General features: G+C 66.3%; 9 protein-coding genes and 1 tRNA gene. 4 read left to right on the top strand and 6 right to left on the bottom strand.

Translation table 11 applies throughout. The annotated features are described in order from the left end of the window. Positions 1 to 92 precede the first annotated feature (92 nt). A complete protein-coding gene (locus ABIC35_RS06960) occupies positions 93 to 758 on the top strand; it encodes a prolyl hydroxylase family protein (RefSeq protein WP_121077837.1) in 666 nt (221 codons plus the stop codon). 66 nt (positions 759 to 824) lie between these two features. Here ABIC35_RS06960 and ABIC35_RS06965 read toward each other — a convergent pair whose 3' ends face one another. The 6 genes from ABIC35_RS06965 to lon all read right to left on the bottom strand — a co-directional run bounded on the left by ABIC35_RS06965 (position 825) and on the right by lon (position 9,624). Next, positions 825 to 3,605, bottom strand: a complete 2,781-nt coding sequence (locus ABIC35_RS06965) for a TonB-dependent receptor domain-containing protein (protein WP_121077839.1) — start codon at positions 3,603 to 3,605, stop codon at positions 825 to 827. A gap of 87 nt (positions 3,606 to 3,692) precedes the next feature. Continuing rightward, complete coding sequence (locus ABIC35_RS06970; protein ID WP_121077841.1) at positions 3,693 to 5,294, bottom strand: hypothetical protein; 1,602 nt, start codon at positions 5,292 to 5,294, stop codon at positions 3,693 to 3,695. A 231-nt stretch (positions 5,295 to 5,525) separates the two neighbouring features. Next, positions 5,526 to 6,416 (bottom strand): DMT family transporter, encoded by an 891-nt coding sequence (locus tag ABIC35_RS06975; RefSeq protein ID WP_121077843.1) that lies wholly within the window; start codon positions 6,414 to 6,416, stop codon positions 5,526 to 5,528. 136 nt (positions 6,417 to 6,552) lie between these two features. Beyond that, a tRNA-Val gene (locus ABIC35_RS06980) sits at positions 6,553 to 6,627 on the bottom strand. Positions 6,628 to 6,736: 109 nt separating this feature from the next. Beyond that, positions 6,737 to 7,009, bottom strand: a complete 273-nt coding sequence (locus ABIC35_RS06985; RefSeq protein WP_064311555.1) for an HU family DNA-binding protein — start codon at positions 7,007 to 7,009, stop codon at positions 6,737 to 6,739. A gap of 158 nt (positions 7,010 to 7,167) precedes the next feature. Further along, positions 7,168 to 9,624, bottom strand: coding sequence for an endopeptidase La (lon, locus tag ABIC35_RS06990; RefSeq protein WP_121077845.1), 2,457 nt, complete (start codon positions 9,622 to 9,624; stop codon positions 7,168 to 7,170). Positions 9,625 to 9,885: 261 nt separating this feature from the next. On the opposite strand from lon, the gene ABIC35_RS06995 reads away from it, so the two are divergent. The 3 genes from ABIC35_RS06995 (at position 9,886) to ABIC35_RS07005 (ending at position 12,870) form a co-directional block, all read left to right on the top strand. Next, positions 9,886 to 11,559 carry a M1 family metallopeptidase gene (locus ABIC35_RS06995; RefSeq protein WP_354278364.1) on the top strand — a complete coding sequence of 558 codons (1,674 nt, stop codon included), beginning with the start codon at positions 9,886 to 9,888 and terminating at the stop codon, positions 11,557 to 11,559. After that, positions 11,556 to 12,158: a methyltransferase family protein gene (locus ABIC35_RS07000; protein WP_121077849.1), complete on the top strand. Its 603-nt coding sequence runs from the start codon at positions 11,556 to 11,558 to the stop codon at positions 12,156 to 12,158. The genes ABIC35_RS06995 and ABIC35_RS07000 overlap by 4 nt, the downstream gene beginning before the upstream one ends. Before the next feature lie 103 nt (positions 12,159 to 12,261). Then, entirely contained in the window at positions 12,262 to 12,870 is a 609-nt protein-coding gene (locus tag ABIC35_RS07005; RefSeq protein WP_220667358.1) for a hypothetical protein, read from the top strand. Positions 12,871 to 13,078 lie beyond the last annotated feature (208 nt).

Here is a 13,078-nt window from a genome sequence, read left to right on the forward strand (position 1 = left end):
GCTACGCAGGCTTTGTGACAATCGACCTGCAATTTTATGACGATTGCGCGTCCCGCTGGCATGAAACGACGTGCTTTGGCAAAAGCACGACCATGCAGACGTCTCCTCTTCCCACGCTCGGCAGCGGCCACCCTTCCGAACCAGTGGTCGCGCGCATTCTCTCCTATCCGGGCGTGCAGAAGGTGCCGAGCCCGAAGGTGACGCTGTTCATGGTGCGCAACTTCCTCGACGCGGCACAATGCGCGGCGCTGGTGGCGCGGATCGACGAGAAGCGCCGCCCCTCCACCCTTGCCAATGCCGGCGACGATTACGCCTTCCGCACCAGCGAGACCTGCGATCTCGCCGCCGAGGATCCGCTCGCCATCTACCTCAAGGCCCGCATCCTCGACTTCATCGGGCTCGACGGCGCGCATGCCGAGCCGATGCAGGGGCAGCGCTACGCCATCGGGCAGGAGTTCAAGGCGCACACCGACTATTTCGATCCGGGCACCGCCGACTTCCACAAATTCTGCGACGTCTCCGGCCAGCGCACCTGGACGGTCATGCTCTATCTCAACCATGTCGAGGCGGGCGGCTCCACGCGCTTCAAGGCGATCGACAAAGTCGTCCACCCCGAGCCAGGCAAGCTGCTCGCCTGGAACAATCTGCGGCCGGACGGCAGCGTCAATCCGGCCACGATCCACCACGCGATGAAGGTTCGCGCGGGCACCAAATATGTGATCACCCAGTGGTTCCGCGAGCGCCCCTGGGGCTGGTGAGCGCGCGATGCGGAAGCGCCCGGAGGAACCTTCCCCCGGGCATTTCCATCCTGAGAACGGCCTCGATCAGAAGGTCGTGCTGAGGCCGACGCTGAAGATGCGGCCCTGGATGTAGCGGTTCGCATAGACGATCTTGCCGCTGTCGAACGTCTGGCGCTCGTTGAAGCGCGTGCGGGTGAGGTTGCGCGCCTCCAGCTTCAATTCGAACTGCGCTCCGCGGATTGCGAAGCCCTGCCGTCCGACGATGTCGAAGCGCACGCCCGGCCGCTCGATCACGTCCGGCTGGAAGCCGGTGCCGGACAGGTTGGACGGGCCGCGATTGGTCACGCGGTCGCTGGCATAGTTGAACAGGAAGGTCAGCTGCGACAGCCGGGCGGTATCCTCCAGGCTCAGCTGCAGGTTCACCAGGTGATCGGACTGGCCGGTGAGCGGCGCATCGTCGCGGAACTGGAGCGACGCGGGACCGAACCCGGTCGGACAGGAACCGATCGTCTGGTTGAGCACGTTGGGCGCGCAGCTGCCGTCCGCGGTGATCTCCGAGTGTGTGTAGGTGTAGTTGGCGATCGCGGTGATCCGGCGCGTCGCGAAGAAGGCGCCGTTCAGCCCGTCGAGCGGGATATACTTCTGCACCTCGACTTCGCCGCCATACAGCGTCGCCTTGGGCAGGTTGGTGAAGCCGGTCTGCAGCCGGTCGTCCGAGCCGGTGTAGAAGCCGACCTGCTCGATCGGGTTGCGGATCCGCTTGTAGAAGCCGGCCAGCGTGAAGCGCTGCTCTCGCGCGAAGAACCACTCGTAGCGCGCCTCGAAATTCTGGAGCGTCGAGTCGCGCAGCAGCGGGTTGCCGAAGAACAGGCGGTCGGAGTCCGGGTCGCGGAACTGCTGCGGCGCCAGTTCGCGGAACTGCGGGCGCGAGATCGTCTTGGCATAGCTGCCGCGCAGCTGCATGTCGGGCGCGAAGTTCCAGGTGAGCGTCAGCGCCGGCAACCAATAGTCGTTGTCGAGCCGCGTCGACGGGCTGTCGACCGGGGTGACGAACTGCTTGCCCTTCTCGTAGCGCACGCCGCCGACGACCCGCAGGCCGTCGATCGCATCGGTCTCGGCCTGGAGATAGCCGGCATGGATGCGCAGGCCCGCGTCATAGGCATAGGCGCCCAGCGGCGTGTTGAACTGCAGCTGGATCGTGCACGCGCCGGTGCCCTGCTGCGGGCAGGCATTGTTCACCACGTCCGGGCTGAGCAGATAGTCCGGCCGCAGCAGGTTGTAGGGATAGCTCGGCGCGGTGCCGCCGCCGGTGCTGGTCTGGTAGTTGAACTGCAGGCGCCGCGAAAAGCGCTTGGTGTCTGAGTAGTAATAGCCGGTCGACAGCGTCAGCGGGATCGCATCGGGCTTGTAGGAAAGGTCGCCCTGGCCGGTCCACAGATTCTCGTTCAGGTCCGAGAAGATGATCGAGGCGAAGGGCGAGAAGCGCTGGGTCACCTGATAGGCGCCGTTGCACTGGAACCCGCTCGCGCCGTTGCCGCCGTCATAGGAAATCGGCTGGCCGGTGGTGGTGGTCGCCGAGCAGAGATAGTCGAACTGGCGCTCATAGGGCGCATTGCGCTTCGAGTTGGCGTAGGCGCCGCGCAGATCGAGCTTCACCCCGGTGAACGGGCGGAGCTCCGCCACGCCCTGCGTCTCGAACAGCTCGCGCTGGAACCAGTTGGTGTTCTGCTGGAAGCGCAGGCCGCTGGCATTGTTGTACACTTCCGCCGCCGCGCCGCGGCCCTGCTTCAGGACGTCGCGGATATAGACGTTGGTGATGCGAATGGTGTTCTCGCCAAAGGCATAGCCCAGGCCGAGCAGCCCGTTGGCGATCACCCGGTTGTCGGTCAGCAGCGTGCGGAAATCGTTGCGCAGGTCGCCAGTGGTGTTGACGCTGTCCTGCTGGGTGATCAGCCGCGTCCGCCAGGTGTTGCTGTAGCCGAGCGAGGCGACGATGCCGAGCTGGTCCGCCCCCAGGTCCAGCGCCCCGCCGCCGCTGACCTCCGCCGACCAGTTCGCCGGCAGCTGCGCGTTGCGCTGGAGCAGCGTGGTCGAGGCGTTGGAAAGCTGCAGCACCTGCTCGGCTGGAAGGATGCCCGTGCCCTTGGGGGCGTTGCGGATGAAATCGGGCACCGAGCGGGTTCCGTCGTCGAAGCCCAGCCAGTCGTGCTTGCCGCCATAATAGGTATAGCCGAGCTCGCTGGTGGTCGCGTCGTCTGCGGCCAGTGATCCACCGAAGGTAAGGAAATCCTTCTTCGGGATCGCCTTGGTGGTGAGGTTGATCACGCCGCCGCCGAACTCGCCCGGATAATTGACCGAATAGGTCTTCTGGACGAGCGCCGAGCCGACGATCGTGGTCGGGAAGATGTCGAGCGGTACCGAGCGACGCAGCGGCTCGGGGCTCGGCAGGGGCGAGCCGTTGAGCAGCGACGAGGAATAGCGGTCGCCCAGGCCGCGGACATAGACGAAACCGACGCCGACCACGCTGAGGCCGGTGACGCGGCTGAGCGCGCCAGCGATGTCGCCCTCGCCGGTTCGGGCGATGTCCTCGCTCGAGAGGACCGAGACGACCTGCGGCGTCGCGCGGACGACGTTGGGAATGTACCGACCGGTGACGACGATCTCCTGCGGCACGGAGCCATCGAAGCCCGGCGCTGAGACCTCGACCGGCGGCTGCGCGTCCTGCGGCTCCGCCGTGTCCTGCGGGTTCGCCGCGGGGGCTGCCGGGGTCGGTGCGGGCGCGGCCGCGCTCTGGGCGAGCGCCGCTGCCGGCACGAGCTGGGACGTCAGAAGAAGAAGCGTGGCATAGGCGTGGCGTCGCTGCATGGCCGGGTCATCCAGTCTTGAAAGGTCGTGCGATGCCGGGGTGGTGGCGCGCACCACCCCGGCTCGGGTTCGCGGGTGCTTGCGGCCTCAGCGGCCGTTGCAGGCGAAGAACACCGAGTTGAACACCGGCGGACCCTGGTCCTGCAGCGCATCGTTCTTAGCGCGGATCGTCGAGCGGTCGGTCGCGCTCGTCTCGCCGGCGACGAGGTTGACGCAGGCGACGTTCGTCGGCGTCTTCACCACGCCGTTGACGAAGGTCATGTCAGCACCGCCGCGCAGGCGGATCGCCGCCGGCGCAATCGCCGTCTGGATGAAGGTGAAGTTGGCGTAGCGGCCCCAGGTGCGGGGCAGCAGGTCCTCGGCATTGTTCGAATCGATCTCGGTCGAGAAGGAGTCGGCCGTCGCGCCGGAGACCTTCTGCGCCGCGATCATGAACTGCATGAAGCCGCGCCAGCCATTGTCGACATCGAAGCCGTCATCGTCCGCGCCGGTGACCGCGATATACTTGATGTTCGCCGCACCGCCGAAGATCTCGATGCCGTCATCGGCCGAGTTGTGGCTCTGGATGTGATCGAGCACCGTGCCCGAGCCCACCGCGCCGAGCGTGAGGCCCTGCAGCTCGTTGCCGTCCGAGATGGCGATGCCCGAATAGCGGATCTGGACATAGGACATCTGGCCGCTGCTGTCGGCATCGTCGGTGCCGCCGTAGAAGCGACCGGTAACGCCTTCGATCGCGAGCTGGCACGGGGTCGGGTTGCTGCCGCCGGTGCCGGAGGCGCAAACTGCGGTGCGGGCACGGCCGAGCAGGATGATGCCGCCCCACTGGCCCTGGGTCGCGTCGCTGACGCCGTTGTTGGTCAGGTTTTGCTGCGAGGTGAAGATGATCGGCGCATCGCGGGTGCCCACCGCCTGGATCTTCGAACCGCGGTTGACGAGCAGCAGGTCGTTGGTCGCTTCGCTCGAATCCGCCGCGATGACGACGCCGGGCTCGATCGTCAGCGTCACGCCGGTACCGCCGCTCGCGCCCTGGTCGGTGCCGACTTCGGTCTGGCCGCGCAGGCGATAGAACACGCCGGCAATCTTGGGCAGCGTCAGGTTGGTGGTGATTGCCGCCGGCAGTCGGCAGGCGCGGAAGGTCTGCACCAGGCCGTCATCGGTCGTACCCGTGGGGCAAGCCGCTGCCGAGCCGCCGGTGCCGACCGCCGGCACCGCGGTGCAGGCCGCACCGGTACCGCCGAAATTGGCGGTGGTCGAGTTGCAGGTCCATTGCTGGAAGGCAGTGTCGGTCGGACCATTCAGCGCGCCGACATAGTTGGTGCTGGTGAAGAAGCTGCCGAGCGACGACGGATCGAGCGCAGCGGTAAGCGAGGTGGCGGTCGCCGGGAACAGGCCCGAAATCCCCGTGCTCGTGCCGTTCACGTTGTTGTTGGTGCCAGCCTTCACCAGCGCAAGCTGCTCGTCGGCAGTGATCGAGATGCCGTTGACGGTGGTTTGGGCAGCGAACTGCGCGGCGGTGATATCGGCGGTGGGGGCCGGTGTCGGCACGGGGGTAGGCGTCGGCGTGGGCGCGACGATCACGACGCTGCCCGCTCCCGGCGAGGCCACATTGTCCGCGCCGTTGCAGGCGGAAAGCGCCGCGGTGGCGGCTGTCGTCATGAACATTAGGCCGTAGCGCTTGAAGCTCGCCATCGCGCAATTTCTCCCGTCTTCGTTGTGAACCGGGCGCGTGGCGATGCGTGCGATGCCCCTCTTGCGCCCAAGCGGGGCACTAGACGGCCAAAATGACTCGATAATGCGGTTACAATGACAGTTGAGAGACGATGAAATTACACTTCTGCTACATCACTCCAGTGCCGTGGCGTCGATCGCGGCGCCGACCTAAAGCTGCTATCGCAAGGGCTTCCACCTTTCGAACCCGCCTCAAAGCCCGGCGGTGAGCACCACGCCGATGCAGACGGCCAGCCCGGCGATCGCCTGCCGCAAACTGAGCGCCTCGCGAAACAGCCGATGCCCAGCCACCGCGGCGATCGGCATCTCGACAACCCCGAGCGAGCGCACCGCCGCCGCCGGCGCCAGGTTGAGCGCGAAGAACCAGCCGGACGAGGCCAGCGCCCCGAACAGCCCCGCACCCAGCGATCCGCGCCATCCGGCGATCACCGCGCGCAAGGCGGCCGGATCGCGCCACAGCAGGAAGGCGACCAGACCGACGGTCTGCACCGCCTGCACCAGTGTGACGCTGGTCATCGCCGCAAAGAAGGGATGCGCCGGCTCCAATGCAAGCCCGGCATGGCGGAAGCCGTTGAGCGCCAGGCCGAACAACAGGCCGGAAAGCGTCCCGAAGACCACGCCGGGGAGTAGCCTCCCCTCCCCGCCCACCTTGCGTGGCCAGACCAGCACCGCCAGCCCCGCGGTCGTCACCGCCACGCCCAGCCAGCCGAGTGCGCTCAGCGTGTCGCCGAAGACGAGCAGCCCTGCCAGCGCCGCCAGCGGGACCGAGCTCTGCTGGAGCGCGGTGCCGACCGCGAAGCCGGCATGGTGCATCGCCTGGAGCAGCGCCGCGGTGGCAAGCACCTGCGCCAGCGCGCCGAGCAGCGCCGGCCACCAGAAGGCCCAGCTGAGATGCGGATGGAGATTGCCCGGCCCCGCCACGACGATTGCCGCCAGCATCAGCGCGGTCGAGAAAGGCAGCCCGAACAGGAAGCGCACCAGCGTCGCCCCCCAGGGGCCACTGGAGGCCATCATGCCCCGCTGGAAGGCGTTGCGCGCCACCTGGAAGGCCGCCGCCGCGACCGTCGCCCCTGCCCACAACATCGACCTCGTCTCCTTCCGCGCCCGCGCGCGGCAATCGAGGAACCGGCCATGGGCTGTGCTGCCGCGCCTATCGTGCGCTGGCGAGGCGAGCAACGAAAAAGCCCGCCGAACCTTGGGTCCGGCGGGCTTCTCTACATGGTGGGCGCGGCTGGGATTGAACCAGCGACCCCTGCGGTGTGAACACAGTGCTCTACCACTGAGCTACGCGCCCATTGGCCTGTGGGTGAAACCCTGCGGCCGAAACGGGAAGCGGGCCTTTACGGTGCCGATGCGGGCCTGTCCAGCCCCGTTTCGCACTCCGCCCGCAAATTTTTCGGTGCTTAGTTCACCGAATCCTTCAGCACCTTGCCCGGCTTGAACTTGGGCTGGTTCGACGCCTTGATGGTCATCTCCTCGCCGGTGCGCGGGTTGCGGCCGGTCGAAGCCTTGCGCTTGCTGACCGAGAAGGTGCCGAAGCCCACGAGGCGGACTTCGTCGCCCTTCTTGAGCGCGCCGGTGATCACGTCGAACACCGCTTCGACGGCCTTCACCGCGTCGCCCTTGGCCAGGCCCGAAACATCCGCGACCTGACCGATCAGCTCTTGCTTGTTCATGCTGGTGCAAACCCCCTGATATTGTGCGGGATACCGCGTTGAATTGGATTGAATAGCCGAATGAGTCGCGGCGGCTGCGCTGGCGTGCGAGTCAGCACGGGCGAGCCGCCGGAGTCAAAGTCTTTCGGCGCGAATTGCGTCAGAAAAGTTACGTTATGTCAATGATGCAAAGCATCCCCGATCGCCGGCACGCCGACGGGCGGCTGCGTAGCGAGTTCGTCCGCATCGGACCAGTCGATTGCGGTAAGCGGCTCGGTCAGCGCAAGCCGCAAAACTTCGTCGACGTGCGAAACCGGGACAATCTCAAGGCCTTCGCGGATGTTCGCCGGGATTTCCGCGAGATCCTTCTCGTTCTCCTCCGGGATCAGCACCATCTTGATGCCGCCGCGCAGCGCCGCGAGAAGCTTCTCCTTGAGCCCGCCGATCGGCAGCACGCGCCCGCGCAGCGTCACTTCGCCGGTCATCGCCACGTCCTTGCGGACCGCGACGCCGGTAAGCGTCGAGACGATCGAGGTCACCAGGCCGATACCCGCCGACGGGCCGTCCTTCGGCACCGCGCCCTCGGGCAGATGGACGTGGATGTCCTTCCGCGCGAACAGGCTCGGCTTGATTCCGTAGCTGGGGCTGCGCGCGCGGACGAAGCTGAACGCGGCTTCCACCGATTCCTTCATCACGTCGCCCAGCTTGCCGGTCGTCTTGATCGCACCCTTGCCGGGCACGGTGACGCTCTCGATGGTCAGCAGCTCGCCGCCCACTTCGGTCCAGGCGAGGCCGGTGACCGCACCGATCTGGTGCTCCTCCTCGCCCACGCCGAAGCGATACTTCCGCACGCCAGCATAGTCGGCAAGGTTCTCGGGGGTGATGGTGACCTGGGTCTCCTTGCCCTCGAGGATCTTGCGCAGGCTCTTGCGGGCCAGCTTGGCGATCTCGCGCTCCAGCGTACGCACGCCCGCCTCGCGGGTGTAGTAGCGGATCAGGTCGCGCAGGCCCTCGTTGGTGAGCGTGAACTCGCCGTCCTTCAGGCCATGCGCATCGATCTGCTTGGCAACCAGGTGGCGCTCGGCGATCTCGACCTTCTCGTCCTCGGTATACCCTTCCAGCCGGATGATCTCCATGCGGTCGAGCAGCGGCTGCGGCAGGTTGAGCGAGTTGGCCGTGCACACGAACATCACGTCCGAAAGATCGATGTCGATCTCGAGATAATGGTCGTTGAACTTGCTGTTCTGCTCCGGATCCAGCACCTCGAGCAGCGCCGAGGCGGGGTCGCCGCGGAAGTCCTGGCCGAGCTTGTCGATCTCGTCGAGCAGGAACAGCGGGTTCGAGGTGCCGGCCTTTTTCAGGTTCGACACGATCTTGCCCGGCAGCGAGCCGATATACGTCCGGCGATGGCCGCGAATCTCGGCCTCGTCGCGCACGCCGCCCAGCGACTGGCGGATGAACTCGCGCCCCGTCGCCTTGGCGATGCTCTTGCCCAGCGAGGTCTTGCCGACGCCCGGCGGGCCGACGAGGCACAGGATCGGCCCCTTCAGCTTATTGGTGCGCGCCTGGACCGCGAGATATTCGACGATCCGGTCCTTCACCTTCTCCAGGGCATAATGGTCCTGGTCGAGCACGCCCTGCGCCTCGGCGATGTCCTTCTTCAGCTTGGACTTCTTGCCCCAGGGCAGGCCCAGCAGCACGTCGAGATAGTTGCGCACGACGGTGGCCTCGGCCGACATCGGCGCCATCGTCTTGAGCTTCTTCAGCTCGCCCTGCGCCTTGGCACGCGCTTCCTTGGAGAGCTTGAGCGTGGCGATCTTCTGGGTGAGTTCGGCGACCTCGTCGCCCTCACCCTCTTCGCCCTCATTGCCCAGCTCGCGCTGGATCGCCTTGAGCTGCTCGTTGAGATAATATTCGCGCTGCGTCTTCTCCATCTGGCGCTTGACGCGGCTGCGGATCTTCTTCTCTACCTGCAGCACGCCCAGCTCGCCCTCCATGAAGGCGAACACCATCTCCAGCCGCTTCTGGGGATCGTTCTCGACCAGCAGGGCCTGCTTGTCGGCGACCTTGACCGAGATATTGGCGGCAACCGCATCGGCCAGGCGCGACGGATCTTCCAGCTCGCCCAGCTGCACGGCGGTTTCGGCCGGCAGCTTGCGGTTGAGCTTGGCGTAATTCTCGAACTGCTCGACGACCGAGCGCATCAGCGCCTTCAGCTCGGGGCTGAGATCCTCGGGCTTCAGATTGGCAACGGCCTCGTCGACGCCTTCCTCGGCGGCTTCGAGCGACGAGTCGCCCGCTTCCACCGGCTCGACATGCGCAGTGAGATAGGCGCCGGTCTCCTCGATGGAGAGGAGATTGCCACGCTCCTTGCCGGCGACGAGCACGCGCACGGTGCCATCGGGCAGCTTGAGCAGCTGCAGCACTTCGGCGGAAACGCCAGTATCGTAGAGATCCTCGCGGCCGGGATCGTCCTCGGCCGGATCGAGCTGCGCGACGAGGAAGATCTCCTTGTCGGCAGCCATCGCCGCTTCCAGCGCCGCGACCGACTTATCACGGCCGACGAACAGCGGCACGATCATGTGCGGGAAGACGACGATGTCGCGAAGCGGCAGGACGGGATAGGACTGCTTCATGAAAACTCCGGGTCTGCCCCCGTCGGGGGCACCATAGACCTTATATATGGGGCCTGGAACGATCGCATCAATCGCGTGGCGGCATTAACCCAGATTGCGGTGGAAAACGCCAGCCCTGGGCTGCGTTCTTACGCCTCTCGCCTAGCACGGCGGCATCGCTATCATGCCCGCACCTGTCGATTCGCCCGTGGAGCGGGACCGCAGGACCATTTGGGGGACGCATTGAAGATTTCCACATTCGCGATGGCCATAGCCGCGCTCATGACGACAATCGGGCAGGCACAGGCACAGAAGCGCGGCGAGCCGCCGATCACGCCGACGACCCAGGCCTCGGGCGGCGCGATCGCGCCGGAGCGGGCGGCGCTGCGGCTCGAACATGCCGATCTCGCGATCGAGGTGCTGCCGGCCAGCTACAGCCTGCGCGGCACCGCCACGCTCACCTTGCGCACCAGCGCCCCGCAGCGCGAACTGCAGATCGACCTGGACCGCAACCTGCCGGTCAGCGCGATTCGGATCGACGGCAAGCCGCTGGCGCCCGCGCAGTGGCGCAACCCCGAAGGGCGCCTGTTCATCACCCTGCCCCGTCCGCTCAAGGCCGGCGACAAGGTGGTCGCCGAGATCGCCTATGGCGGCACGCCGCACGTCGCGGTGCGCGCGCCCTGGGACGACGGCCTCGTCTGGGCGACCACGCCCGGCGACAAGAAGCCCTGGATCGCCACCACCGCGGAAGGCTATGGCTGCGACCTGTTCTGGCCGTGCCTCGACTTCCCGCAAGGCGAGCCAGCGCTGGTCGACCTGCACATCACCGTGCCCGCCGGGCTCAAGGCGCCCTCCAACGGCAAGCTGCTGCGCGTCGAGACGCTCGCAGACGGCCGCACCACCTGGCACTGGCGCGCGAAGAGCCCCAACCCTTACGACGTGGCACTCAACATAGGCCCGTATCAGGAGCTGATGGCCACGTATAAGAGTCGCTTCGGCAACAGCTTCCCGCTGCACTATTGGTATCTGCCTGGCCGCGAGGCCAAGGCGAAGGCGCTGTTCGCCGAGTTCGCGCCGACGGTCGACTTCTACGAGAGCATGATCGGCCCCTTCCCCTGGGGCGACGAGAAGCTCGGCGTGGTCGAGACGCCGCACATGGGCATGGAGCACCAGACGATCAACGCGTACGGCAACAACTACCGCAAGACCCCATCGGGCTTCGACGAGATCTTCCAGCACGAGCTCGGCCATGAGTGGTTCGGCAACCAGCTGACCGCGGCGAATTGGGACGATTACTGGCTCCATGAGGGCTACACCCAGTATATGCAGCCGCTCTACGGCCAGTGGCGCGAGGGCGATGCGCGCTACGCCACGATGATGGACCAGTATCGCCTCGCCATCCGCAACAAGGCACCGATCGTCGCGGGCAAGATCCGCACCGAGGAAGAGGTGTATGAAGAGGACAAGGGCGGCCCCGGCCAGGACATCTATTACAAGGGTGCCTGGGTCCTCCACACGCTGCGCTACCTGATCGGCGACGAGCAGTTCTTCGAAGTGACGCGGCGGATCGTCTATGGCCGGCCGGACCCCAAGCCCGGCAACTTCCAGCCCCGCTTCGGCACCACGCCCGAATATATCGGCATCGTCAAACAGGTGACCGGACAGGACCTGCAATGGTTCTTCGACGTCTATCTCTACGGGGCCGACCTGCCCGAGCTGGTCAGCGAGCGCGCCGGTGACCGACTGACGCTGCGCTGGAAGACCCGCGACGACCGCCCCTTCCCGCTTCCGGTGGACGTGGCGATCGACGGAAAGCTGCAGAAGGTGGCGATGCCCGGCGGCACCGCGACGCTGGCGGTGCCGCCGGCCGCGCATGTCGTGCTCGATCCGAACGCGCATATCCTGCGCCGCTCGGATGCGGTGGATGCCCTCCAGCATACGGCGAAAGAACGATGATCGCGATCGTCGCCCCCACGCCGATCGGCGTGCCGGCACTGGTCGCGCTGCTGATCGGGCTGGCGGGTTTCGTCGCCGCGCTGCTGTTCGTCCGCTTCCGCCGGTTACGCCGCGGGGAGGCAGGCGCGCAGGTCAGCAGCCGATCGGGCCGCGGCATCTGGCTGCAGGGCGCGGGCTTCTTCCTCGTCGCCTTCGGGCCGATGCGGCCGACGCTGCAGGCCGCTTCGGCGGCATCGCTCGGCCAGGCGGTCGTGGTGGCGGCCCTCGTCGGCACCTGCATCGGCCTGTTCCTCTCGGCGGCGACCGCGATGGGCAGCAACTGGAGCTTCGCCGCACGCACCCGCCGCGACCATGACCTGGTCACCTGGGGACCCTTCGCCACCATCCGGCACCCGATCTACACAGGCCTGTTCGCGATGCTGCTGGCGATGGCGACCGCCTTCGGCCACTGGCGCGGCCTCATCCTCGGACTGCCGCTGTTCGCCTGGGGCATCTGGATCCGAGTCGTCGAGGAGGAAACGTTGCTGCACGCGCGCTTCGGCGGCCAATATGAAGCCTATGCCGCCCGCGTGAAGCGTTTCGTGCCCCGCCTCTTCTAACCCGCCCGCAAGGCAGGCCGGCATGCCCGGCTTGCATCGTTCCTCGGCCTCTGCGACCTTTCGGACCGCACCAAGAGATGCGCACGAGCTGCTGGGGTGAGGAATGAGACTGTTTTGCGGCCTGATGCTAGGGGCCAGCCTGATGCTCGCCGCGCTGCCGGCCGGCGCGCAGGAAGATCTGCGCGTCGAGGGCGACTGGACCCACACCGCCAGCGGCACGATCTTCCCCGAGCGGCTGGAAAATGCGCTCCGCACGCGCATACACAGCTATGATGCCGAGCAGCACGACGTCAGCGCCGGCTATTCGCTGCGGCGGAACGGCGAGCTCGGTTTCGTCACGCTCTACGTATATCCCGCCACACCCGGCCAAAATTGCTCGGACGCGTTCGCCGAGATCGAACGCAACGTCGCCCACAGCTACACCGATGTGAAGCCGGTGGTGAAGGACCGCTGGCCCTCGCCCTCCGGCAGAACGCCCGACGTCGCCTATCACGCACGATTTAGCATGACCGGCACGCTCGACGGCAAGGAGCAGCCGCTGACCTCAGAAAGCTATCTTTTCTGCCCCGCGGGCGGCACTTGGCTGGTGGCCGCACGCGCCAGCTGGTCGCGTTCGGCAAAGCTCGAAGACGCGTTCGCCGAGCTTTTGCACAGCCTCGACTGGCCACTGCAGCTGGACGAGGCGCGGCCTGCCGCTCCCGCCGAAAAATAGTCTTAGCTTCAACGGGGCGATTTGGCGCTGCGCGGGGTCGGGCGCACCCCCAACCTGCTTACGCATGTACCAAAATCGCACAACTCCCTAACTTAGGTTGCACCGTTTTTCCTCATATTTTCAGCCCTTATGATTGTTACTTGAGGTGTCGGTCCCCTAGGATTTGGCAGCGCCGTCGAACCTGCGGCGCGGTCGAATCAGGGGGTCT

Origin of the sequence: Sphingomonas trueperi (genome assembly GCF_040545965.1) — a bacterium.
Classification (GTDB): Bacteria; Pseudomonadota; Alphaproteobacteria; order Sphingomonadales; family Sphingomonadaceae; genus Sphingomonas; species Sphingomonas trueperi_C.